Source organism: Vibrio sp. 10N.247.311.51 (assembly GCF_041467855.1).
GTDB classification, from domain to species: domain Bacteria; phylum Pseudomonadota; class Gammaproteobacteria; order Enterobacterales; family Vibrionaceae; genus Vibrio; species Vibrio coralliirubri.
This window is the reverse complement of the sequence record NZ_JBFSVK010000007.1, coordinates 152149-177799: the sequence shown is the minus strand read 5'-3', so window position 1 is coordinate 177799 and position 25651 is coordinate 152149. Positions and strand designations below refer to the sequence as shown.

General features: G+C 43.3%; 22 protein-coding genes. 8 read left to right on the top strand and 14 right to left on the bottom strand.

All coding sequences use genetic code 11. The features are described from left to right. Positions 1-105 precede the first annotated feature (105 nt). Complete coding sequence (locus AB6E85_RS09120) at positions 106-663, top strand: PhnA domain-containing protein (protein WP_017060062.1); 558 nt, start codon at positions 106-108, stop codon at positions 661-663. Between the two features lie 72 nt (positions 664-735). On the opposite strand, the gene AB6E85_RS09115 is transcribed toward AB6E85_RS09120, so the two are convergent. Continuing rightward, complete coding sequence (locus AB6E85_RS09115) at positions 736-1650, bottom strand: LysR family transcriptional regulator (RefSeq protein WP_372142358.1); 915 nt, start codon at positions 1648-1650, stop codon at positions 736-738. Positions 1651-1887: 237 nt separating this feature from the next. On the opposite strand from AB6E85_RS09115, the gene AB6E85_RS09110 reads away from it, so the two are divergent. From AB6E85_RS09110 to AB6E85_RS09100, 3 genes are read left to right on the top strand one after another with little or no spacing between them, the layout of a single operon-like run. Then, positions 1888-2100, top strand: coding sequence for a DUF1656 domain-containing protein (locus AB6E85_RS09110; protein WP_004730923.1), 213 nt, complete (start codon positions 1888-1890; stop codon positions 2098-2100). A 10-nt stretch (positions 2101-2110) separates the two neighbouring features. Further along, a complete protein-coding gene (locus AB6E85_RS09105) occupies positions 2111-2971 on the top strand; it encodes an HlyD family secretion protein (RefSeq protein ID WP_372142357.1) in 861 nt (286 codons plus the stop codon). Between the two features lie 13 nt (positions 2972-2984). Next, entirely contained in the window at positions 2985-4340 is a 1356-nt protein-coding gene (locus tag AB6E85_RS09100; protein ID WP_372142356.1) for an FUSC family protein, read from the top strand. A 127-nt stretch (positions 4341-4467) separates the two neighbouring features. Here AB6E85_RS09100 and AB6E85_RS09095 read toward each other — a convergent pair whose 3' ends face one another. From AB6E85_RS09095 to AB6E85_RS09075, 5 genes are all read right to left on the bottom strand, one after another. Beyond that, on the bottom strand, positions 4468-5757 hold the full coding sequence (locus AB6E85_RS09095) for a DEAD/DEAH box helicase (RefSeq protein ID WP_372142354.1): 1290 nt from the start codon (positions 5755-5757) through the stop codon (positions 4468-4470). 201 nt (positions 5758-5958) lie between these two features. Continuing rightward, positions 5959-6699 (bottom strand): DUF1223 domain-containing protein, encoded by a 741-nt coding sequence (locus AB6E85_RS09090; protein WP_372142352.1) that lies wholly within the window; start codon positions 6697-6699, stop codon positions 5959-5961. A gap of 175 nt (positions 6700-6874) precedes the next feature. Then, positions 6875-7063: a hypothetical protein gene (locus AB6E85_RS09085; RefSeq protein WP_017059812.1), complete on the bottom strand. Its 189-nt coding sequence runs from the start codon at positions 7061-7063 to the stop codon at positions 6875-6877. A gap of 313 nt (positions 7064-7376) precedes the next feature. Further along, positions 7377-8378, bottom strand: coding sequence for a TerC/Alx family metal homeostasis membrane protein (locus AB6E85_RS09080; RefSeq protein WP_048612514.1), 1002 nt, complete (start codon positions 8376-8378; stop codon positions 7377-7379). A 563-nt stretch (positions 8379-8941) separates the two neighbouring features. After that, positions 8942-10681 (bottom strand): bifunctional UDP-sugar hydrolase/5'-nucleotidase, encoded by a 1740-nt coding sequence (locus AB6E85_RS09075; protein ID WP_372142351.1) that lies wholly within the window; start codon positions 10679-10681, stop codon positions 8942-8944. A 238-nt stretch (positions 10682-10919) separates the two neighbouring features. Between AB6E85_RS09075 and AB6E85_RS09070 the strand changes: the two genes are divergently transcribed. Further along, positions 10920-12683 (top strand): ATP-dependent endonuclease, encoded by a 1764-nt coding sequence (locus AB6E85_RS09070; RefSeq protein WP_048608392.1) that lies wholly within the window; start codon positions 10920-10922, stop codon positions 12681-12683. Between the two features lie 176 nt (positions 12684-12859). On the opposite strand, the gene AB6E85_RS09065 is transcribed toward AB6E85_RS09070, so the two are convergent. Continuing rightward, positions 12860-13354, bottom strand: coding sequence for a DUF1097 domain-containing protein (locus AB6E85_RS09065; protein ID WP_372142349.1), 495 nt, complete (start codon positions 13352-13354; stop codon positions 12860-12862). A 204-nt stretch (positions 13355-13558) separates the two neighbouring features. Further along, positions 13559-14464, bottom strand: a complete 906-nt coding sequence (locus AB6E85_RS09060) for a LysR substrate-binding domain-containing protein (protein WP_048613690.1) — start codon at positions 14462-14464, stop codon at positions 13559-13561. A gap of 259 nt (positions 14465-14723) precedes the next feature. Between AB6E85_RS09060 and focA the strand changes: the two genes are divergently transcribed. Then, complete coding sequence (focA, locus tag AB6E85_RS09055; RefSeq protein ID WP_372142348.1) at positions 14724-16175, top strand: formate transporter FocA; 1452 nt, start codon at positions 14724-14726, stop codon at positions 16173-16175. Between the two features lie 274 nt (positions 16176-16449). Here focA and AB6E85_RS09050 read toward each other — a convergent pair whose 3' ends face one another. The 3 genes from AB6E85_RS09050 to AB6E85_RS09040 all read right to left on the bottom strand — a co-directional run bounded on the left by AB6E85_RS09050 (position 16450) and on the right by AB6E85_RS09040 (position 17986). Continuing rightward, positions 16450-17019: a YceI family protein gene (locus tag AB6E85_RS09050; RefSeq protein WP_372142346.1), complete on the bottom strand. Its 570-nt coding sequence runs from the start codon at positions 17017-17019 to the stop codon at positions 16450-16452. Further along, entirely contained in the window at positions 17016-17555 is a 540-nt protein-coding gene (locus tag AB6E85_RS09045; RefSeq protein WP_048608399.1) for a cytochrome b, read from the bottom strand. The genes AB6E85_RS09050 and AB6E85_RS09045 overlap by 4 nt, the downstream gene beginning before the upstream one ends. 185 nt (positions 17556-17740) lie before the next feature. Beyond that, positions 17741-17986: a DUF2164 domain-containing protein gene (locus tag AB6E85_RS09040; protein ID WP_017059821.1), complete on the bottom strand. Its 246-nt coding sequence runs from the start codon at positions 17984-17986 to the stop codon at positions 17741-17743. A gap of 289 nt (positions 17987-18275) precedes the next feature. Between AB6E85_RS09040 and AB6E85_RS09035 the strand changes: the two genes are divergently transcribed. Further along, positions 18276-18911 carry a hypothetical protein gene (locus AB6E85_RS09035; protein ID WP_017069925.1) on the top strand — a complete coding sequence of 212 codons (636 nt, stop codon included), beginning with the start codon at positions 18276-18278 and terminating at the stop codon, positions 18909-18911. Positions 18912-19487: 576 nt separating this feature from the next. Continuing rightward, on the top strand, positions 19488-20225 hold the full coding sequence (locus AB6E85_RS09030) for an EAL domain-containing protein (RefSeq protein ID WP_372142344.1): 738 nt from the start codon (positions 19488-19490) through the stop codon (positions 20223-20225). 180 nt (positions 20226-20405) lie between these two features. On the opposite strand, the gene AB6E85_RS09025 is transcribed toward AB6E85_RS09030, so the two are convergent. The 3 genes from AB6E85_RS09025 to AB6E85_RS09015 are packed head-to-tail and all read right to left on the bottom strand — an operon-like array spanning position 20406 to position 25605. Beyond that, the gene (locus AB6E85_RS09025) at positions 20406-23465 is read right to left on the bottom strand and encodes an efflux RND transporter permease subunit (RefSeq protein ID WP_372142342.1); all 3060 of its coding nucleotides are present in this window, start codon (positions 23463-23465) and stop codon (positions 20406-20408) included. Next, positions 23462-24517 (bottom strand): efflux RND transporter periplasmic adaptor subunit, encoded by a 1056-nt coding sequence (locus tag AB6E85_RS09020; RefSeq protein WP_050620782.1) that lies wholly within the window; start codon positions 24515-24517, stop codon positions 23462-23464. The genes AB6E85_RS09025 and AB6E85_RS09020 overlap by 4 nt, the downstream gene beginning before the upstream one ends. Next, positions 24517-25605 carry an efflux RND transporter periplasmic adaptor subunit gene (locus tag AB6E85_RS09015; RefSeq protein WP_372142340.1) on the bottom strand — a complete coding sequence of 363 codons (1089 nt, stop codon included), beginning with the start codon at positions 25603-25605 and terminating at the stop codon, positions 24517-24519. The genes AB6E85_RS09020 and AB6E85_RS09015 overlap by 1 nt, the downstream gene beginning before the upstream one ends. Positions 25606-25651: the final 46 nt, after the last annotated feature.

The following is a 25651-nucleotide window of genomic DNA, read 5'->3' as shown; positions in this document are numbered from 1 at the left end:
TCAGCTAAAATTAATCAAGACAGAATACCGTACGACCTCTTTCTTTATTGTAAATAAAGTGGATAATAGCCCCGTAATTTAATACCTAATAAATGTGAGTCCATTATGTCTTCTGAAGCTACTATGCTAGAACGCTGCCAATCTAAATGTGAACTATGTGGTTCTGATTCTTCTCTTACTGCATACGCAGTGCCGCCACACAGCCACGTAACAGTGGATCACGGCATCATGGTATGTGACAAATGTCTTGGTGAGATTGACGATCCTAAAGATATCAACCACTGGCGTTGTCTGACTGACAGCATGTGGAGCCAAGAAGCGCCAGTTCAAGTAACAGCATGGCGTCAACTTACTCGTCTGAACACAGAAAGCTGGGCTCAAGACGCGCTAGACATGATGTACCTTGAAGAAGAAACATCAGTTTGGGCACAAATCGGTATGTCTGCTGATGACAAGCCTCTTGATGTGAATGGCGTTGAACTTAAAAAAGGTGACGACGTAACAGTAATCAAAGACCTGCCAATCAAAGGTACTAACCAAGTGATTAAGCAAGGTACTGTTATCCGTGGCATCAGCGTTGGTGACGATCCTAAGCTTGTTTCTGGTAAAACAAACGGCGGTCAATCAATGTACGTAATCGCTGAGTTCTGCCGTAAGAAGTAATTCTTCTTTTCGCTGAACAAAATCTAAAAAGGCGCTAATGAATAATTAGCGCCTTTTTAATATCTCAAATTTTCACGACTTAAAACTATCAATAAGTTGCTCACGGTACTCTTTAATGACCGACACCAAAGAGCCTTTGATACCACTGACTTGTTTCGAGTGCGGACACCACAACGCGAATCCAAATTTGAATCCTTCCACCATTTGCGCAGAGTGAATGGGCTCTATTGAATGTTTTGAAAATTCAGAGTCGGTAAAAAAGGCTTTGGGAAGAAGTGCCCATCCAAAACCCTCTTCAAGCATTTTGATCATTAACGAAAGCTGATCGATCTCTTCATAGTCAGAGCTCACGATAATCTTTTCAGACATACCTTCGTCAATCAGAGACTTCAATACGAACTGTTTAGAGTTCCTAAGTGCGACTAATACTTCGTCTTTATCAATATGTGAGAGCGCTCCACCTTTCTGTCCGAATGGATAGAACTCAAAATGCCCAAGGAAAGTAGAATCAAAACTGTGCATCGCTCGGCTATTGTGAGCATTCACAAGTCCAAAGTGATATTCCCCACTTTGTATTCCTTGTTTAATTTCGTTCTTATTCCTAACCAGAAAGTTCACTCGCATCATTGGGAAATCGTGCTTAAGTCGTTTTCGTATATCGACCAAAACACGTTGTGGAACGAAACTAGAATACGCGATTGTTATTTTCTCTAACCCACCATAAGAGAGGCTCAACGCCACTTTGTCAAAAGTACGAGCTTGCTCAATCGTCTGTTTTGCGTAGTGATAAAGGAGGTGCCCGTCCTCCGTTGGTTCAACAGAACGCCCGACCCTTTCAAAAAGACTCACCGCAAGATGATCTTCCAAGTTTGTAATCACCTGACCCACGGTCGTTCTGTGCTTGTTAAGCTTTACCGCCGCCTTGCTAAATGACCGCTGTTCATAGACGGTCACAAACGCGAGAAGTTGTTCAATACTAAAGTTCATTTTGATGTGCTTACTTTCTTAATCATGCATACGAGATAGAAAAACATCTACTGCAACAGAATAATAATGATAAAAAGACAGAGCAAAAGTGACTACTGATTTGTACCTTTGCTGCCTATCCTTCCTAGTATATACCTAAACCTGTCTGGATTTGATGGATCTGATCCTCTATATACGATTATTAACATTGCCATAGTTCCTTTATCGTTACCTTCTTAAAACGATAGAGACAGACCCATGAACACAATGCCACATGAACTCGTGTGGGGTGAGATCTACTTCCCTCCTTTGCTATTGGTTATCGCGTTAGCTTATGTATTGACGATATTGACTGGCTCAATCGCGACAAAACTTGGGCTACATAAATATGTCGCTTTTCCTGCAATTGCCGAATTAAGCTTGATCGTAATTTTCGTCGGCGTTATCGGTCAATTCATTACCATCTTCTGAGGCATTCACCTTGATTAAACGTTATCTCATCACGCTACTACTGGTCGTTGCCGCAAGCTCTGTGGTTTATAGCTATTACCAATCTTATTCGAGTAATCCCTGGACTAGAGATGGTCAGGTCAGCGCTTACATAGTTTCAATTACTCCCCGAGTTACAGGGCAAGTGACTAAAGTCCATATTGAGGACAACTCACAGGTGGCGAAAGGTGACTTGCTGTTTGAGATCGACCCAAGCATTTATCAAGCGGCCTACAATAAAGCGCTGGCGACACAGAAACAGGCTCGCGCGCTCTTAGCAAAAGCTAAAAACGAAGAGCAACGCGCATTGAACTTAGAAAAGAGAACACCTGGCGCTATGCCAGTGCTGACATTGAATAACCTGAATAACGCGGTTGAGACAAATGCAGCTAACGTTGCACTAGCAAAAGCCAACGTTGAAGAAGCGCATTTAAATCTTGAATACACCAAAGTGTACGCGCCAACCAACGGTTACATCACGAACTTAAACCTACGAGAAGGCTCTCAAGTCGTAGCCAATACACCGGTAGTTGCATTGATCGATAAAGACAGTTTCTGGATCGAAGGCTATTTCAAAGAAACTGATCTGGTGAATGTTGGCCCTAACGACAAAGCGCTTGTCACTCTTATGATGCACAACAATACTCAATTGGAAGGCCATATCAAAAGCATTGGCTTTGGTATTGCAACACAAGACGGCAGCACAGGTAATGACCTTCTTCCTAACGTGAACCCAAACTTTCAATGGATTCGTCTTGCTCAACGTATACCAGTCAAAGTAGAGCTTGATAACGTGCCTGAAGACTTACAACTTCGTGTTGGTATGACAGCTTCACTCAAGATAATCAAATAGTTGGATGGCTTTTATGTTCAGTGCATCAACAAAAGAAGCCATTAAAGCGGCTCTCGCTATTGTTATCTCTATCTGTGTTGCGTTGTGGTTTCAATGGGAGAAACCTTATTGGGCGGCAATTGCGGTTGCGGTCATGGCACTGAACGAGAGCTTTGCTCATTCAATAAACAAAGGTCATAACCGATTAATGGGCACCTTATTAGGGACTGGTTATGCCTTTTTCTTGATTGCGATGTTTTCTCAGGATCGCTTTCTGTTTTTGATGTTTTTCACTTTATTTCTCGGTACATGCATCTTCATGTCGAGTGATGAAAAATACGGTTATGTCTTTTCAATAGGCTTTGCAGTTTGCTCCATCATCTCTTGTATGGGTGGGTTCGATAACCAAATTACATTCTATTTTGCAGTGCTTCGAATACAAGAAACTCTATTAGGTGTTATCACCTTCTCGATTGTTTATCGTCTGCTCTGGCCTGTAAATACTGAGCAGAACTTTGTACAACGATTTGAAACAAGCAGAGAAACGCTGATAACAGCAATGAGCGATACCAACAACCTTGATATAGAAGCTTTAGAGTCCAATACCGCTAATATTGAAAAGCTCTATCAACTGTTGGATTTGCCGCTCGCTGGCAGTTATCACCTAAAAGAAAATATTCACGCATGGCGTTTACGAATCAACGAAATGGCGCATATTCAAGGGCGTTTGCTTGAGATCGCCTCGGGTGAACTGACTCAAGCTATTGATTGGGTCGCTCTCACCCAAAAAATGGAAAAACTGGAGTTAATGGCGCCAAACACGTCACTAATTGATGATGTGCCATTTGTGATGAGTGAGAACAAAAACGTCTCTTGGCACCATGAGCACCGTACGTTTGTTCAACACCTTAATGAAGATGGGAGAAAAGTCTTACAAGGTGTCTCGATGTTCGTCACGTCGTTATTGGTTTGGATATACCTGCCTGTACCGGGTGGTTTTATTTTCCCGATGATTGCTGGCATATTTTCTTCAATGCTTCCAACTATGCCGCCAAGTGTTATTAAGGATGCGTTTTTTGGTGTCATTGGAACGGGCACGGTTATCTTGCTTCAATATATCTTTATCATGCCGATGATGACTGAATTGTGGCAATTGGCGTTGTTCTATTTCATCAACAGCATAGTGATATGGAAAGTGTTTGCGACACCTAAACTTATGGTGCATCGAATACTTGGTATAAACCTGCTGGTCGTACTGACATCTGGCGCGCTTAATCTAACACCGGTTTATCAGATTCAAACACCATTGCTAATGTTAACCACACTGCTCATCATTTTGATGATAGGAAAATTATTCACAGACCTATTTAGAGTCAAAAGTATCGCTTAGTCTCGTTACGCGGAATCGCTTAACTTGGGATTAGAAAAACAAAAAAGGCGCAATTAAGCGCCTTTAGAATGTATATTGTTTACCGAGTCATATAGCTAGCTGAGTCATATAGCTAGCTGACTCAAGATCAGTTGTTGTTTAGCCACACATCTTGGTTTTGTGGAGCTTTCTTCTTCTTTTTCTTCTTGCCTGTACCAGCCGGTGGCGCAACAGATTTTAGTGCTGCAATCAGGTGAGCTGTCGCTTCTTCATCCACTTCAAAGCCTTCTATTTGCTCACGCTCAAGACGAATCTTGTTCTTCTTCTCGATGATTTTGAAGTGGTGGTAATCTTCGTGATCGATCAAAGATAGCGCAAGACCAACCTCACCTGCACGACCACTTCGGCCGATACGGTGCATGTAGTCTGATGGGCTACGCGGCAAGTCAAAGTTGATTACCACAGGAAGCTTTTCGATATCCAGACCACGTGCCGCAATGTCTGTCGCGATAAGAACGTCGATCTCGCCAGATTTGAAATCTTCAAGGATACGAGTACGTGAACCTTGCCCTTTATCACCGTGGAACACTTCAGCGATGATGCCGCGCTTGTAAAGCTTGTCTGCTAGGTGCTCACAGCTGTTTTTCGCATTAACGAAGATCAGAGCTTGGCGCCATTCGTGTTGTTGAATTAGGTGTGCGAGTAACGCTGTCTTGCGACCTTTTTCTACTTCGAATACACGTTGAACCAGTGTGCTCGCATTGGCACTTTGAAGTTGAACTTCAATTGGATCATTCAATAGTTCGTGAGTCAGCGTTTTAACTTGCTCAGGGAAAGTTGCAGAGAACAACAAGGTTTGTTTTTTGCTCGGCAAGAGCTTCAAGATTGCATCAAGTTCTTCGGTAAAACCTAGGCTTAGCATTCGGTCAGCTTCATCAAGCACTAACGTTTTCACTTTGTCTAGCTTGATTGCGTTGCTTGAAATGAGGTCAAGCAGACGACCCGGTGTTGCCACCAAGATATCAGTACCGCCACGTAGCGCCTGCATCTGAGTGTTTACCGATACACCACCAAACACACAAACCGTTTTAATCGCGCCATTGAAATGCACAGCGTAAGATTTAACGCTGTCTGCTACTTGCTTAGCAAGTTCACGAGTAGGAACCAAGATAAGGCCAGAAACAAAGTTACCTTTGCCTGAACGACGGTCCAGAGGTGCATCTTCATGAATTTTTTGTAACAGTGGAAGTGCAAATGCTGCGGTTTTACCTGAACCGGTATTTGCGCCTGCAATTAAATCGCGTCCTGCTAACACACTTGGAATAACTTGCGCTTGGATAGGAGTTGGCTGTTGGTATTCAAGCTCAGATAAACGAGCCATCAAAGGAGAGATTAAGCCAAGATCAGAGAAGTTGGTTGGTGTAGTGGTGTTAGTCATTAATTGCAGGAACTCAAAGCTAAAATAATAGCGCGCTATATTAACGTATTTCAGCAGTATTACGTAACTAAATCGCCCTTTCGCTTCTATTTGACCGATTAATACCCGTCAGAAACCAAGTTATTGATGTGAGAACCTCGATACTCGCCGTACCTGCTTCTTCTAAGTGTACTCTAGCTATTCGATTGCTTTGGTTGGCAGTTAGTTCAGCCACCCTGCTACCGTTTGTTCCGGTGCATACGAGTTAGGCTCGGTCAACCAAACGGCTATTGCGTCTGGTGTAGCGACGAGTGGCTCAAAATTGATATTAAATTGCCATTCAGACTCACCACGTTGATAACCATCGTAAACCACAACAAAATCATGCTCGAGTTTCTTACCTCTGTTCTCGCCCGCGTTAACGCTGGTGACTTCGTTCATCGCCAGTAAAGCTATATGAGCAACATAATCCCCTTTGCCTTCGTAACTTACGCTGAACGTATCGCCTTTATGGTTGACCGTTAGCTTGGGGTTATTTTGTTGTTTAAGCGAAGGTAATGTTCTGTCTAACCAGTTAAAGTAACCGCGCCACTCTTTTCCATCGACAACAAAGCCCGGCGTGTAAACCCCACTTGTTACGCCATAAGCTTTATACAGTCGTTGCTTCTGACTGAACGCCTTACTCGCGAACTTGTCGCCCCAACCTAAGTAATCCCAATAATCGACGTGATAGGCGAGCGGAATGATTTGTGTCCACAGTTTTGGATGGTCTTCAAAAGTACTGAGGTAGGCATCAGCAGGTGGACAACTTGAACAACCTTCAGAGGTGAAGAGCTCGATAACCTGTGCGGGCTGGCCTTGATTACTCCAGGTTTGTGCAAGCGACACTGAGGAATAGAAGCCGATCGGTAAGGCAAATAAACAAAGTTTGATCAATGATGAATTGCGTTTGGCGTGTGACATACCGAGATCCTTGTACAAAACGAATTGAATGGCGCTCAAATACAGACCGTGATGCCTAGGTTTTTCTTTCAGGTGCTTAATTTGCGAAGAGATAGAGTTTATTTCAGATACAAAAACGCCAGCTTTAGAAGCTGGCGTTTTCCTAAAATTCTATATTTACATGTTAACGCTGAGATTAACGGTTGATACCGATATCGCGTTGCATGTGACCAGATAGGTCGCTTGCGTAGTAACTACGTGGAGAGTTGTCTACGAAAAGAATATCGAAAATGTGTGCAATCAATCCTTTGAAGTTAACCGAGTAGGTCTTCTTATCCATAGAGTTAGGAACAGCGATAGTATTCATTTGTACTGCTTGAGCCATGATTGCCTCTCTATAAATTTATTAATGTGTTTCGTTCTGATGACAAGAATAATAGGTGATTTTTTGCAGGTTAAAAAATGACTAAAATTAGATTTTGAGATTAGTTTTTCTAATGAAACAAACCATTAACAACACCACAAAATAGATATGCAGGCTATGTGAGTATAAATTCAATATAGTGTTTAAATCATGCATTTAGTACAAATATCCCACAAACAACAGTGGCCAATGTCACAGAAAATTTACATAAATAAATTTTCCACTTCATCAGCCACGTGTTCATTATCGACTTTTCGATAAGTTATATTTGTTTTTAATTTACTTGTTCAATGCCTGGCTTCTTCGCATAAACCGACGCTATAACCGCAATCGTCATAGTCGAAATCAGCACAGCAAGCGACCAATAAGTTGGGATAGCCCACTCACTGTCAACCAATAGCATTTTCACACCGATGAACACCATGATGAATGCCAATGCCGGTTTCAAATAGATGAACTTGTCCATCATACCTTGCAGTACAAAATACAACGAGCGAAGACCAAGTAACGCAAACACGTTAGCCGCAAGTACCAAGAACGGTTCTTGTGTTACCGCAAAGATCGCAGGGATAGAGTCCAATGCAAACATCACGTCCATCACTGCGATCGCACCGATGACCAACATCATTGGAGTGAATGCCCATTTAGCACCCTGTTTAACCATTAATGCAGGGCCATGGAAATCCTCTGTTACCGGCATCACTTTACGAAGTAGCTTTTCAGGCAGTGTATTCACACTCTCTTCTTCGCCCTTGTCTAATGCCAGCTTAATACCTGTACCAATCAAGAACGCAGCGAACACGTACAGTACCCAGTGGTATTCCGCCAATAGCTGTGCGCCTAGTGCGATCATAATTGCACGAAGCACCAATGCACCAATGACACCCCAAAGAAGCGCACGAGGTCTTAGATGCTCAGGAACTTGGTATTGAGCAAAGATCATCGCAAAAACAAACAAGTTGTCTACGCTAAGGGATTTTTCTAACAAGTAACCCGTTATGAATGACACGGTTGCTTTTTGCGCTGTGTAGTCACTGTTCGGCGCATAAATGTCCCAAAACAGGTAAATAGAGCCAGCAAACAAAAACGCAAGTACAAACCAGAAAACACTCCAGATTGCCGCTTTCTTGATAGTAACGTTGCCGCCACGAGTCTGATAGATATCAATAGAGACGAGAATAACCGTCAGCAGGAAAAAGCCCGCATAAGTCGTCATGATTGGCGATGAAAAAAAGGATTCACTATTTGTAGATAATAGAGATTGAGTTGAGTTCATTATTCCTCCGGGCGGAAGAACTGTACAAAGACCTTCCGCAAACAAAGCATATCAAGCTCCATAACGGATCTTGACTGTGATTGCGTTGGTCTCGTTGAAGTGAAATATGGGATTTCACCTTTACATACCGGATAGACTCTTGGCCTAACGAGATGACGATATGTAAACTTGCGCTAACTACTCCCCAAACGCGTGGATAATAATCCTCTGATTGTGTTTCGTCTATATAAATTTGCACGGAAAAAGCAAAAAAGGAGCAATCTGCTCCTTTTTTTATTTCTTTCACTTACGCTTGGTATAGCGTGTATTGATAATAAGAATACTGCGACTGTTCAAAAGCTAGTCTTATCCAGTGCGCAGAACCATTACAAACCTGTAGTGGGCACCAAATACACTAACGCTGACCAAACTGATACCCAACCGACAACCGCTACCGCATCTAACCAATCTTTCTTATCCATGCATATCTCCACAAGAAGGCGACCTGCAGAGATGAAGCATAAACAATGCCAATTTTATAAATAATCCAACGTAATAACATTAAGCATCAACATCAGGCGTGGTTATCTAAAACATTCCATGCAATTTAACGGTTCATTGTGTTGAAGCGACTCTGGGTGGTCTTGCAGAAACTCGATGAAGCAGTCTGCCATAGAGTCAGTGGTTACCGTGCCATCACCTATCATGTCCAACACAGCGTTATAGCCCTCTTTCCCTTTCATTGTGTAGGCTGACGACGCGCCACGGTAAATACGGTTGCGAGAAACAGTCTGCCAACCCAATTCATCAGAGTGGATTTCTAGATGGTGAATCCTGTGTCCTAAAGGCGCTTCTTTGTGGTAACAAAACCTCAAATTATGCGTATAAGGGAAGCTGCCTGAACCTGTGCCCACGACACCATTATCGATCGCGTTATTGATTGCACCTTCAAGCATGCCAGCGATCGTTTCACCTTTTACTTCATACACACCAATGGGTACGGCAAACGGTAGTAGTTTTCCGGCAATATCGGCAACAGAAACATCGCCGCTATTGAGTGAATTTCTAACACCACCTGCGTTGTGAATGGCAAAGTCAACCTGATGCCCTTTCTTGTTCATTAGATGGTGAAATGATTGAGCGACCAAGGGCGCGAGTTGGCTCGGGCCTTTATCATCTGGTATACGTACATGGCGAAGTTTTGTGTCTGCATGAGCAATCACTTGTTGCTGAAGCTTTCGAACTCGCGGCTGGTATTTATCCGTCAGAATGCTCTGCAGCTCAGGATCTTTCTTACACACTGCAATATTGGGGTGATTGTTCAAAAACTCACACGCCATATCGTGGGCATCGTCTTGTCCTACTTCACTCAGTTTCGCATCTATAAAGAGTCGACGGCCTAATAACAGTTCGTTTTTACCATTAAAGTGCGTCACTTTGCCTTGAGAATCGAACTGGATTTCGCAGTGTCCTAAGCTCATGGCGTGGAAACCCGCTTGCACAACATAGGTATCGCCAATTTTCACACCGTATTCATCATCTTTAACTAAGCCGATACCAGAGAAATCACCTTGTAAGCGATGACTATGACCACCAACGATGACACCAATACCTGTTACGTTGGCTGCTAACTCTAAATCAGCTTCGTAACCAAGATGGCTAAGTAACACAATCTTGTTGATGCCTGCTTGATGAATTTGCTCAATGGTCGATTTTGCTGTTTCCAAAGCATTTTCAAACGGTGTATCGATATCTGGGTTAGCGATGCCTGCCATCTTGTCGATGCTTAAGCCGAATATTGCGACCTTCTCGCCGTCAAATTCTTTCGTTATAAAAGAAGCACTTCGTGTTTCAGGCAGATAAGGCTTAACAATGTCGTTGTCCGCTAGCGTATGAGTTTTATTGATATCCTCATTCGATAGATTCCAGTTACCGGCCAACAGTGGGAATTTGATTCTTTTCGCGAAAATCGCAACGGGCTCATTACCCATGTCTAACTCGTGATTACCGAGCGTCATGGCATCTATATTAAGGGCATTCAACAAATCGGCGTTGGCTTTTCCCTTGAATAAAGAAAAGTACAACGTGCCCTGGAAGCAGTCGCCAGCGTGCAGGAACAAGGTTCCAACCTTCTGACGCTGGGCATCTTGTTCTATTTGTTTGAAGCGTGTTGAAATTCGAGCAAAGCCACCAGCACTGACATAAGGTTCAATGATGTGGTTGTTCATTTTAAGTGATAGCTGTAACGAGGTTGGTTCAAAGTATGAGTGGGTGTCGTTGATGTGTGCCAACACTATTTTTGCTGGCTTATTCTTTTTAGTCATATTTTCTTCTCTCTTTGTCCCTTCATACTAGGTCGAGAATCATGACAGAATCGTGAATTTTATGAAACTGCACTGCAAAAAAATACTCGAGATAGATCAAAAATCTCATTTTGCACCGTATTAATAAACAACGGGTTTTGTGACAGGTGAGCATACCGGATTTGGATTTTTCGATTATGATTAAAGATATCTGTTAGCTTTCAAACAATTAGCAGAGCCTTCCGTTAGGAGTAAGCCTATGCAACTAGAAAGAATCGAGATTTCTGGCTTTCGAGGTATCAAGCGCATGTCACTCGCGTTTGACGAGCTAACCACGCTTATTGGCGAAAATACTTGGGGTAAGTCTTCATTATTGGATGCCCTTTCCGTCGTTCTGCCCTCAGACGGTGTGCCATATCACTTTGAAATGACCGATTTTCATGTCGATTACTCTGTTTCACACCCGCAGTCTCAACATCTTCAAATTGTTCTCGCATTAAAAGCTAACGATAAGAGCGAGCTTAACGCAGGTCGTTATCGCAAACTCAAACCTATTTGGGTTCAAGATGAGTTTGGCGTATTCCGCATCTACTATCGAATCAGCGCGACGTTAGAGCAGTATGAGACAACCACACATTATGCATTTCTTGGTTTGGACGGTAATCCGCTCAAGCTTCATCATTCAGAAAAGCTCGCTCAAGAATTAATGACCTTACATCCCGTCATCCGTTTGCGTGATGCAAGGCACTTTGATCGTCCTTTCAACGGCAAGTCCCTTAACCACAATGCTCACCTGCCGACTAATGTTCACGCCAATAACGGTCACGCTAATAATGCAAATTCAAACGGGAATCATCACGCTAGCAATGGAAATGGCACAAACGGAAACGGCGCCAATAACGGTAATGGTCGCCAAGCAAGAATAGAAAAACGAATCGACAACACATGCCGTCGTTTAATGGCGATTCCCGGTCATGTTAATAAAGGTGAAATGCGCAGTAGCCTAGAGTCGATGCAAAGTTTGATTGAACACTATTTTTCTTTCAAAAGTACTTCTCGTCGTAACCCTAGAAAACAGCGAGATGGATTGCTTTATTCTGCGGGTGCCAATGATCAGAGTATTCATCAACTTGTTGAAGAGACCAAAAATAAACAAACCCGTTTATTATTCATGGGGTTACTGAACGCTTATCTACAAGCTAAAGGGCCAAACGACCTAAGACGATGTGCGCGCCCTCTTTTGATCCTTGAAGATCCAGAAGGTCGATTGCACCCAACACACTTGGCAAGGGCTTGGAGCTTGATGCAGAAGTTGCCCATGCAGAAAATCCTCACCACCAACAGTGGCGACCTACTCGCAGCAGTTCCACTTCAATCGATTCGTCGCTTGGTTCGTCAGTCAGATAAAACCATCGCGAATCAACTCAACATGAACCATTTCAGTAAGGATGAACTTCGTCGAATTGGTTTTCATATCCGCTTCCACCGCTCTGGGGCACTGTTTGCTCGCTGTTGGCTATTAGTCGAAGGTGAAACCGAGGTTTGGTTGTTCAATGAACTTGCCAACCAATGTGGCTATAACCTAGCAGCGGAAGGTGTGCAGATTATTGAGTTCGCCCAATCAGGACTTAAGGCGCTGATTAAGGTTGCACAAGAGTTTGGTATTGATTGGCATGTGGTGACTGACGGCGATGCCGCGGGTAAAAAGTATGCCGCGACAGTGTTATCGAAACTCGGTAATGATCAGGAAAGACATCGACTCACCGAACTGCCTGATAAAGATATAGAGCATTATCTATATATGAATGGGTTTGAGAGCTTTTTCCGTGACATGGTTAAGATACCCTACGATCACCCTATCCCTCCGAAGAAAGTGGTCGCCAAGGTATTGAAAAAACACGCAAAGCCTGATCTTGCACTTGCCATTGTTTCTCATTGCGAGAATCAAGGACAAGAATGCATTCCGCTTTTATTAAGGTGGACATTAAAACGCGTGATCACCATGGCCAACGGAAATACCTAAGCATAATTTGTTTTATAGAAGCTATCAGTTGCTCTACTGATGAAATATTTAGCTAGTCACCTTAACGAAAAAAGGCACACCAAATGGTGTGCCTGTATAAATCGATATACAAATTAATTGGGGGTTATCTTGCAAGAGTTCACAGTGACTAAAGCGGTAATTGCTTAATGTATTTATTAAGCCTTTGCCTGTTTAGCATGTTGTTCAACAACTTCCGAAGATTGAGTCGATTTCTCGTGAAGCCATAGGCCCGTTGCTTTCATCAAGTATCCAAATACACCACCAAGCAGTAAAGATGGCACTACAAGTTGCCAATCGCCACCTGCAGCAAACGTCGCACAGCAACCAATGAAGGTTCCTGGGATATAACCTAGCCACGCTTGTTTCGCTTGAATACACATAAAGAAAGCCACAATAGCAGTAATCATGTAGCCCAAAATCTCTAACCCTACGAAGGTTGAGCTTTCGATAATCACCATTGCCCAGAATACGCCAGTCATGTTGGTCAATAAGCTACCAGCTAGTCCTTTAACGCCGCCTGTTGGCGAAGCAAAGTAACTGGTGCAACCTAAGAAACCTGCCCATGACAATAAGCCGAAAGAGATAGCAATCCATCCCCATAGACCTGACAAAATACCTGTTGTTAATGAAATCGCGACTAATGTACTCATACTATTTCTAAAGCCTAATTACGTAATTGTCCGCAACCGGATTTAGCCTCACTTAAAATCAAGTAAGCATACTATGGGAAGATAGCGCTTATTTAGCCGATCACGATCACATTAATAATGTACGCGAGTGTGCATTTATCACCAGATAGAGACCGAAATCGCTTATTCAACATATTTAGTTATCAGTATTTTATCAAATCTACCTTACAGAACCGATGGCTTGCCTTTCATCATGCGCTTACCTTCACGCTTGATACATTCAGCAAGTGGGTTCTCTGCCATGTCAGCACGCCAAATAAAGGACAAGGTTCTTTCCATTTCAAGCTCAGGAACATTCAACGTCACCAGTTGACCTGACTCAACAAACTGTTCGACATCTAGATAAGGTAAACACGTTAAATATGGGCCGTTTGCAACCAAACTTCTTAAAACAGGAACGTGTTCATACTCTCGCCAAACATCGAGATCGCCAATCAAATGGTGAATAGAGCTATCAAAAACTTTGCGAGTACCCGAACCATGTTCGCGTAATACCCACTTTGCTTGTTCTAATTGCGCCAAGCTGACTCGTTCACGCTTCGCAAACGGGTGATGAGCCGATGCAACCACCGTTAAATGGTCAGTACACCACACTTCTTGGTGAACTCGGTTGTCATCACAACGACCTTCGATAACACCCAAGTCATATTGATAATCTAATACACCATCAATGACTGCGTCGGTACTTTGCACGCCAAGCGAGATTCGCATCTCAGGAAAGTCGTTATCAATAATACTGATGAGATCCGGAACGAGGTGTTCCGCTGGAGTTTGGCTAGCACCTAATTTGAGTTCACCACTCAACAAATGCTGCTCGTAAAAACCCATCTCAATTTGCTGCGCATCTTGCAGCAAACGCTTCGCTTTTGGTCTTAGCCACATGCCCCAATGAGTCAGGGCCATTTGCTTGCCCTGCCTTTCAAACAAAGGCCTGCCGAGCATTTTTTCCAACTGTGCAAGAGACATACTTGTCGCCGACTGAGTCAACGCCAATTTGTCTGCTGCCTGACTAACGCTCCCGGAGTCTGCTACTGCATCAAATACCGCGAGTTGCTTTAATGAATAACGCAAAATTCATCCTTAATGCTTTTAATTATTTGTGTCCTGATGCTCGTTTTTTATAAAGCCGATGAGCAATCAATTTCATTCTACGCGTAACCAAATCTATATCAATAAATTTGATGTGGTTTCTAAAAATTATCAATTTTACCTCTACCCCTCAACGCCCTAATCTGAAATGGCAGGACACAACGAGCCCTGCAAAACATTACTGATTAACCAAGTCATTAACACTAGGAATTACACATGACGGATTGTTCAAGGGGGGGATATGGCAACCAGCACTTCTGAAAATCATCAACTGTTCTCACCAACAGAAATGATGGCGGAAGCAGAGAAGTTTGCATTAAGTAAAGCAAATAAAACCAGCAGCATGACATTGAGTTTGGCAATCATGGCTGGCGCATTCATCGGGCTTGCTTTTCTATTCTACATCACGGTAACCACGGGCAGCGCTGATGCTGGATGGGGATTAAGTCGCTTAGCCGGCGGTCTTGCCTTCAGTATGGGTTTGATCTTGATTGTGATTTGTGGTGGTGAGCTGTTTACCAGCTCCGTGTTATCAAGCATCTCATGGGCTAACAAGCAAATCACCTTCACGAAGATGTTGTCTATCTGGGGCAAGGTGTATGTCGGCAACTTTATCGGTGCCATGTTCCTATTGGCTTTGGTAAGTGCAGCAGGCTTGTATCAACTGGATGGCGGGCAATGGGGCTTAAACGCTCTAAACATTGCTCAACACAAGCTACACCACAGCCCTGTTCAAGCGTTGGCTTTGGGTGTGCTTTGTAACTTGTTGGTGTGTTTAGCGATTTGGTTAACGTTCAGCTCTGCTAACGCAATGACCAAAGCAATGATGACCGTGTTACCCGTTGCAATGTTCGTAAGCTCAGGCTTTGAACACTGTGTGGCGAATATGTTCATGGTTCCTCTAGGCATCACGATTCAAACATTCGCCCCGGAAAGCTTCTGGATGCAAATCGGCGCAACACCAGCGCAGTACGCAGACTTAAACGTCATGCAATTTGTCACCGCAAACTTAATACCAGTGACAATCGGCAACATCGTAGGTGGTTCAGTATTGGTCGGCTTAGCCAACTGGAGTATCTACCGTCGCCCACAACTTAAAGCAGCAAAAATTACTGCTATCACACAAACAACAGAAATTACGTCAGTTAAGGAAATTACTATGAACACAGCAACTACTATCAAGCAAATCATGAACACTCAACCAATTACACTGAGCGTAGAAATGCCAACATCAGTCGCGATTGATTCACTTTTAGACGCGCAACTTGTTAGCGCTCCTGTTTGCGATGTTGAAGGCCGTCTAGTGGGTATCTTCTCTGTTCATGACGTAATGGTTGACCTTTGGTGCCAAGATTACATCCCAACTAAAGGCCAGAAAGTCGTAGACCTAATGAGCCGTGATGTTGTGGCAATCGATGCAAACGACAAGCTAGTAGACGTTGCTGAGTTCCTATGCATCGACAAAGAGCAACTGTACCCGACGACAAGCATGGGCTTCGCAACTCGCCTGACATCTCTTTCTCTAGAAGAGCGTGCAAAAGCGATGAAAGTTAGCCAACCACATATGCTTCCAGTGTTAGAAAATGGCGTAATGGTGGGTGTGTTGACTCGTATTGAAGTAATGCAAGCACTGCGTCCAATCTACGGTGACCGACTAAACGTGGTTCCTAAAGCTGAACTAGAAACGGCTTAACTAATCTTAAGGTGAACTATTAGGGATTAGTAGTTCAATTAGATAACTCAGTCATGGCAACGTTGACTGGCTAGAGGCAAATGGTGGCTTTTAACGTACTAAACGGTTTGACACAAAACAGACCTAAACACGTTGCCATTTATCTCAATAAAAAAGGCGCAAAGTGAAAACTTTGCGCCTTTCTCTATTTCTAACTGCTGACCTATTTAGTATCGACCAAAATTTTGATGTCTCTAAAAAATGTTGATACCTGTCAGAAAGCTAGAAAGCTAGATTACTTCTTTACGCCTTCAACGTGTAGATCCATATCTACATAGCTTGAAGCGCCCATTACTGGAATGTTGAAGTCAGCAAGCTCTAGACGAGTTGTACCAACGAAACCTGCACGCTCACCGCCCCATGGGTCTTGACCAGCACCGATGAATTCAGCTTCGATAACGATAGGCTTATTCACACCGTGAAGTTTCAGATCACCCATAACTTCAAGTTTGCCGTCACCTTTATCAACCACTTTTGTGCTGTTGAATGTCGCATCAGAAAACTTACCAGCATCGATGAAATCACCGCTACGGATATGCTTATCACGCTCTGCGTGGTTTGAATCAAGGCTTGTAGTATCAACCGTTACGTTTACTGTAGACGCTTCAACGTTGCTTTCATCAAATGAGAAGTCACCTGAGAATGTGTTAAAACGACCTTGGATAAAGCTGTAACCTAGGTGGCTAACTTTAAAGTTAACTGAAGCATGCGCACCTTTTGTATCAATCACGTAATCAGCGGCGTTCGCAGCGAAAGGCATTGCCATTGCAAATGCTAATCCTGTAGCGATAATTGACTTTTTCATTTTGAAGCTCCTATCATTTTTCGTAGCGTATCGTCTTTGTCGATAACGTGGTGTTTTATCGCCGCTAAGGCGTGCACTGATGCCATGATGATCAGTACCCATGCAGCATAGTAGTGAATCGTTCCTGCGAGATCAGATTGGTTTGCAAACAGTTCACCCATACTTGGTACAGTGAACCAGTTGAATACGTCGATCCCGCGGCCATCTGATGTTGAAATCAAATAACCTGAAATAAATAAAACCGCTAAGTTAATGTACATAAAGCCATGAGCGATCTTCGCTGCTGCAACTTCATAGCTTTTACCTTCCACTTTAGGTGACGCGGTAACTAACTTCCAAACCAAGCGGATAACGGTAACAGCAGCCAAAAGAATGCCTACAGAGCGGTGGTAGTCTGGTGCTGTTTTGTACCACTCGCTGTAGTATGAAAGATCAACCATCCACAGGCCTACACCAAACAAACCAAATATCGCGAGTGCTGAAATCCAATGCATCGCTCTAGCTAAAGGGTTGTAATTTCTAACGTTGTTGTCCATGCATCTCTTCCGAATGTTAACGAGTCGTGTAGTTTTGAAAATCGTACCCTACACTAAGTTTGTGTAACATATTATTTACCAAGCTTTACATTAGTTACATCATTTCAAATTAAACGAGTTATTCGAAATTTTTGAACAAGTTGCTTTATTGATAAATTTCTTTGTCTAACAAGCGCTTGTTGGGTTTAAATCTCAACGATTTGTTCGATCTCGTAGAGTTCATCTGAGATGTCTAACATCTTACGTTCCATCACTTTTTGAGCGTCTTCTATCCCCTTGTTGTAATACACTGCGCCAAATTTTTTGCTGATGAAATCGACCAAAAATTCCGTGTCAAACTGACCAAGCTCCACATCGAGTTCATCTTGCAGGTACTTTTGGAGCGTATGAGTAAGCTCAGACTTTTGTTTCGAATCTAATTGAATGGTCATGAATGTTTCCAAATAAAGAGTAGGTAGATCAATCGTGATTCGCTAACTAAACTATAATTTCGTTAGCTCACTGTAACTTTGCTAATCAGTCGAAGTTTTCTAACTAGCTATAATTCCTCATAATTTAGTTTACAGACCAGTAGAGTGCCAGTGCTATCCATAAAATCGCTCAGTTATGGCTAATTTTGATAGAGGGATCAAGAACTCGCACTTTGAGGATAGGTAATGGCACCGCAATTACCGTACTATTGCCCATCAATAAGATAGTAACCGTGTATAAGGGGCTTCATTGTTATTAGATCTAGTGATTAAAAGCGTTAATCAGTTTCAAGACGATTGCCTAAAGCTCTGTGAACGCCACTACCCTACGGTGCACAATCAAGGGATCAGTGAGCACCATATAGGAAAGGCATTTGCTCGCCGAATGGAGCACACCTTCGTTAGCTTTAATCATGCAAGCAACATCAGCCCACTTGAAATGCTTTCTTCTGGCGAAACGCCTCGTCACTTCCGAATATCTTCCGAAATTGGTACCGTTTGGATGATCAGTCATCATATGGTGAGCGCCGGGAAAACCTGTCGTAGAAAGTTGATGTTGGACATCCATAATTGGCAACAAGAGTATGGATTTTCCATTCAACCCAATGACGTTTTGATCATTGTCTCCGACCATTGGATTAGCCGAAGTAAAAACAGTGGTGAATTATTGCATTGGTGGATGGGTGAACTCCCAGACGAGATCACTGAATATAGCCAACAAGGTATCACGCTAAGAGAGAGTGATTCTCAATTCGCTACTGACTTAAACAATAATTTTAAAATCAGCCCTTGCTTCATTAAATTTGGACACCCTTTAAAGCGGTCAGGAAATCAACAACTGGTTCGTAAATACCTGCAACTTTACGCAGTACTTCAATGGCAGTAAGAATACGGGTCAACTTTTTTAATCAGTCTTGAAAGTAAATAGTTAAACCTCCATCCCAATATTTTATAAAACCTAGCTCAAGCCCTACCCAATAATCAATCAAAGTTTATCTTCGATAAAATAATAACTTATCAGCTCATCGTTCATATTTTGAGAAGTAGATATCATTTATATGCAAACAGAGTTGTTTGTTAATAATGTAACTTTGACACTCCCCCATAACCTGAGGCTTTATCCTTACTTTCACCTGGTGTATTGGCGTTGAAAGCTTATATTGATAGGTGTTGATATGAGATAGATTACTCAGAGATTAAATTCACAACGGTCATTATTAATGGTGAATGATAAGTAATTTTAATGACTAATATCAATTATCATGCTGTTTTTTCGTTAATTATATTTATTTAAATATTGGCTCTACAAATGAGTTTTTATTAATTGACAATTTACTTACACCTGTCAATATTGTGACAGCCGCGACATGTACGTCCGCCATTGAATAAGCCCTCTTTACTAGCGACTATGATTTTATCAGACAGAAGTGAATTTATTAGCTGTATATCCGTAGATGCTGATATGCAGTTTATTGCGAAATACCAAGACCTGACGCTTAGAAGCGTCTATCAACCTATATTCGACTCTTCTATGACTCAAATAGGTGTTGAGGCTTTGGTACGCATTTCAAATAACAAAGGTGATATTGTTCGTCCTGATCACTTCTTCCATTCCGACGAAACCTCAAGCACAGACAAAATCAATGTCGAGAGGCTGAGTCGAGCGATTCATATCCGTAACTTCGCACAATCGACAATCCGTCATTTACACCTATTTTTGAACGTTCTTCCAAACGTTGGTGAGTTGTTTGCTGCAGAAAAGGTCAGCGATAGCTTGTTAGCTAAACGCCTTCACGAGCTTAACCTCTCATGCGAACAGATAGTGATGGAGTTGGTAGAGTTGAATGCAGAAAGTGAAGAGCGTTTGAAAGATGCCGCCCTTTCGCTTGCGGATAATGGCTTTCAAATAGCGGTCGATGATTTTGGCACACAAGCATCAACCGAACAGCGCGTTCGTCACATTAACCCTCATATCATCAAGATAGACCGCTCGGTTATGTTGGACTTTGAACAAGGCGACACTCGAGAAATGGAGTTAGTACTTGATCTTGCAAACCAAATTAGCGCAAAGACAGTGATTGAAGGTATTGAAACCCAACAACAACTCGAAGCGATGCAGAGCTTAGGCTTCAATATGTACCAAGGCTATCACTTAGCCATGCCAAAGCCGATTGAGTTAGATATACGCCAAGCAATCTAGAATCGCCTTATTCTTCTCAAAGCCGCTTGCCCATTGGGTAGCGGCTTTTTTAATGCTTATCTATTCGTACCCTCTTGCCACTTTCACTTGTTAAGACATTTCAGGACGGGACAATACGTATAAAAAAGCCCAGTCGAATTTGACTGGGCTGGCTTAAAAGAATCTGGTTTATATCAATCCCTAATAACCCGCAGTGGACGGTTTGATTCTATATAGAATAGCGAACATCACTGGTACTACTATTAGCGTTAGTACGGTAGCAAAGCCTAAGCCTGCCATGATGGTAATCGCCATCGAGCCGAAAAATGCATCGAATACCAAGGGAATCATGCCCAAGATAGTTGTTAATGCTGCCATAGATACCGGTCGCACACGACTGATCGCACTGTCGACAACCGCTAAATATGGGTCTTTACCTGTTTGTAGCTCACTGTTGATCTGGTCAAGCAGTACGATACCGTTCTTCAAAATCATGCCACTTAGACTCAATAGACCTAAGAACGCAGTGAAGCTGAATGGCATATTAGTACCTAACAGACCAATTGAAACACCAATGATAGAGAGTGGCACCGTAAACCAAATCACAAGTGGCTTACGAACCGAGTTAAACAGAAGCATAGTGATGATAAACATCAGCAAGTAACCCATTGGCAGTGAACCAAATAGAGATTCTTGTGCATCTTTAGAACTCTCGTACTCACCGCCCCAACTAATGTTGTAACCTGCTGGTAAATCGAGAGCTTCAACCTTTGGTTTTACGCGAGCAAACAAGCTAGCTGGTGTTTCATCACCCAATACATCGTGATCAGCCAGAACCGTTAACGTACGCTTTCTGTCACGACGTTGAATCAGTGGCTCAGACCATTGAAGCTCAACTCCATCGATCACTTGTTCTACAGGAATGTAGGTTTGCAGTGATGGGCTCCAGATCTTCACATTGTTTAGTGATTCAAAATCAAAACGCTCTTCTTCAGGCAGGCGTGCCACGATAGGTAACATGTGCGTACCATCGCGCAGTAAGCCGATGTTGTAACCACCAAACGCCATCTGTAGTGTCTCAGACAGATCTGTCTTTGAAATGCCAAGGCGACGTGCTTTTGATTCGTTAAACAGTGGCACGAGCTCTTTGGTACGTTCACGCCAATCGTGACGCACATTTCGAGAGCCAGGATCCGCCAACAGGATATCTTCTACCTCAACAGCTATGCTGCGAAGGATCTGCGGGTCTGCACCGCTAATACGAGCTTCGATTTTTGAAGCTGGCGACGGGCCAAACTCAATCAGTTTAAATTGGAACGTAGGTTGTTCAAATTTATTGGCCAAGTCCTTGTCTAGCCCTTCTAGGACTTTAAACATGGTGTCTCGGTCAGTCGTTCGTACCTGCAGCTGACTGTACGCTTCGTAACTTTTCTCGGGTTGGTATGTCAGCGCAAAACGTTGCATGCCCTGTCCAACCGTTGTTGTCACAAACTCAACGTCGTCTTGCTGGCGAATGTAGCTTTCAACTTTTTCTGTCTGCTTGATCGTTTCACGAACATCGGTACCTTCTGGCATCCACATGTCTACGTAAAACATTGGCGTGTTTGACGGTGGGAAGAACTGCTGCTTCACCATACCAAAACCGACCACAGAAACTGCTAATAGCGCGACCATACTAACTACAGTAAGCCATCTAAATCGAAGTGCTACTTTCAGACACGCACCGAATACCACAAACAGGATGCCTTTGTATGGGTCTTCGTTCTCATCAACCTTGTCTTCTTCTTTAAGCAACATCTCGGCAAGGAATGGCGTTAGTGTTAGTGCTGTTACCCAACTCAAAAACAGTGAGAAACACAGTACCCAGAACAGCGAACCCATGAATTCGCCTGTCGCATCTTTCGACAAACCAATCGGTGCAAACGCTGTGATAGCGATAATGGTCGCACCTAACAGTGGCCATTGTGTTTGCTTCACGATGTCTTTCGCTGCTTGAAGCTTGGTTTTGCCTTTCTTCAAGCCAACCAAAATACCTTCAACGACTACAATCGCGTTATCCACCAGCATACCTAGCGCGATGATCAAAGCACCCAGCGAGATACGGTGCAGTTCAACATCGTTGTAGTCCATCAAGATGAACGTACCGAACACCGTCAGTAGCAGTACTAAACCAATGATCAAACCACTGCGTAAGCCCATCGCGAACAGAAGTACGATGATAACAATTGCGACCGCTTCCACTAGGCTGATCAAGAAATCAGCAACAGACTTGTCCACTTCTTGTGCTTGGTTGTAGAAGTAATTCAACTCAACACCGGCTGGCTTAATGCTTTCTAAGCGATCAAGTTCTGCATCAAGCGCATTACCAATTTCCACCACGTTTACGCCCGATGAGAACGCAATACCTAGGTTGATGGCTGGTTTGCCGTTGTAAGTTAATACATTACCTGGTTTTTCTTGGATTCCGCGAGTAACCTCAGCGACATCTTTCAAGCGAATTAGGTTACCCGTATCGCGACCATGAATAATTAAGTTTTCTAACTCTTCAACCGTGCTCAGCGTGCCGTTAGGTTTGATGGTTAGGCTTTGACCATTGAGCATTACCTCGCCAGCCGATACCACACTGTTTTGCTGTGCGAGCAATGATGTCACTGTCGACATGTCTAGGTTTAACGCCGCTAAACGCTCAAGTGACATCTCAACGAACAATTGCTCTTGTTGGTCGCCTGCGATACTTACCTTGCCTACGCCTTCAACCAGTTCGATTTCACGAGTGAGATAATCAGCATACTGTTTGAGCTCGACGTAATCGTAGCCATCCCCAGTAAGCATAATCATCACACCAAACACATCACCAAAATCATCGATGATCTGGACAGAGTTAACACCACTAGGCAGCGTTGGTTGTAGATCGTTGATCTTTCGACGCATTTCATCCCAGATTTGAGGTAGCTCATCCGGACCATAGTCCATCTTCATGCTCACCATAATTTGAGACATGCCATTCGACGAGGTTGAGATAATTTTGTCGATATAAGGCAGCTGTCTTATCTCTTTCTCAAGGGGGTAAGTCAGTTCTTCCTCAACTTCCATTGACGTTGCGCCAGGGTAAGTTGAAATAATCATTGCATCTTTAATGGTAAAAGCTGGGTCTTCTAAACGGGATAGGTTGCCAAAAGACGACACACCGCCAATGGCTAAAATGACTAGAAACAGCCAGCTGATTACTTTGTTTTTTATTGAATATTCTGCGATGTTCATTCTGCTTTTCCTGACAATTGGATTCCGTCACGGAGTTTTCTTAGATTCGAGTTTACGAGTCGATCACCTTGCTCAACGCCATGAGCGATTAATGCGCCTTGGCCACTGATCTTGTCGACTTCTACTTCGCTTTTGAATGCTTGTCCGTCTTCCATTTTCCACACATAGAACTGATTCGCTTCAGAGCCCGCTTCTAACGTTGTCATTGGTAACTGGTAGCCTTGAACATCGCTCAGGCCCGCTTTCGCCATATCCACATTGACCGTAACGCTCGTGCCCGGCAGAATTTCACTTTCAGGCTGCTGCATCTGCATCCAAAATTCGTAGGTACGGGATTGTGGGTGCAGTTCACTGGTGTGTTCGAGATACGTCAGTGGATATTGGCCTGTGTGACCGCCAAAGGTCGCCTCAGGACGATAGCTATTTGAACGCATGTCTGGGCTAATTGACGCCAAGATCGAATCTGATACTTGAATTCGCACATACACCTTGTCGTTCTGGTACACACTCAGTAGTGTTTCTCCAGGCGTCGTATTTTCGAAGCGTTGCTTATCGACAGTTGAAACTGTTCCTGAGAACGGCGCTAAAAGTTCTGTGTAACTTAGCTTGCGTTTCGCCGCCGCCAAATTGGCCGATGCGAGCTTATAGTTAGCCGTCAGTTGGTCGTGTTCTGATTGCGATAGCATTTCGCTGCCAAACATCTCAGTACCACGGGCCAACTGTTTGCTCGCCAGTTTGAATTGAGATTGAGCGTCAGTCAGATCTTGGACGTACGTTGCGTTATCTAAGGTGGCTAATAACTGCCCTTTTTCGACGTTATCGCCCGCTTCTACTAATACTTGTTGAATCTCGCCTGCTAGCTTAAATGCCAAGGGAGTCAATTCAGCTGGCATCACCTGTCCATTAAAACTTCTGAACTGATTAGTAAGCGGTGCGCCAACTTCAAAGGTAGAAACCAACAAAGGCGGTTGTTCACGGTGTACAGCTTCATTGTTACAGGCTTGAAGTAACAGAGCCGACGCGACAACAACTGATAATTTTGAAAGGTTCATTAAATACCGCCCTCACGAAGCCAAGCTTTTACTTGTTGTCCGTCTGATAACACATCCACACCCGCTTCAACGATAAGGTCACCAGACGACAATCCGTCGATAACCTTGCCTTGCTCATCAAGAAGGACTTGTACTTTAGAAATCAGTTGAGAGTCAGGGTTATAGCGCCATAATTCACCATGGCCTGCTTCTTTGTTTAACCAAGCTGAATCCACAATACCAATGCCGTAGTCAGATTTACTTTTCTGAACTTCAACTTGCGCTGTCATGCCAGAAAGTAGATTGATGCCTTCTGGCTTTTCGATAGACACAACTGCTTGGTAGCTGTTGGTGTCTTCATCTGGTTGCGTTGAGATTTCTTTAAAGCGAGTCGGGATACGAATGCCGCGGTGGCTGTCCATCACAACCCACATGTTTGAGCTCGTTAGGTCTTGAATAGAACGGTCTTCAAGCTTTGATACTGGAATTGAAAACGTCACATCCATTTCACTGTGATTCAAAATATTCAGTACTGGCTGCTTTTCTGCGATCAATTGATATTGCTTTCCAAACACCATCGATACCACGCCATCGAATGGAGCAACTAAGGTAGTGTAGCCAAGGTTTGTTTTTGCTTGGTCCAACTCAACTTCAGCGGCAGTAAAGGTGTTCACGGCTTGGTCGTAGTAATCGGTACTGACCAGTTTTTTCGCATACAACTCAGAAGCTTGTTTGTATTGGCTGTTCGCCAGATCAAATTTAGCTTGGGCTGCGTCAACGGCAATACGGTAATCCGTCGCGTCTAATACGGCTAACACCTGACCTTTCTTCACTTCTTGTCCCATACGAACATCGAAGGTTTCTATATCACCACCCACTTGGAAAGAAAGTGCCGCACGGTCGGTTGCATCAACCTTTGCAATGAAGCTATCAAGATCGATATCAGTCTGTTGCGGGATTTCGAACAGCTTTACAGGCTTGATTACCTGCTCATTTTCCTCTGACTGAACTTTGTCACATCCAGTTAGAGAGCCTGCGAGCAATAGTGCTGCAATAACAGCTCCCATGCGCTTGCTCGATATGGCATTGATAGACAAATTGGACTGCATGATGTCTCTCCATTTAATTATTATGATTTATTACACAGGTGGGCAG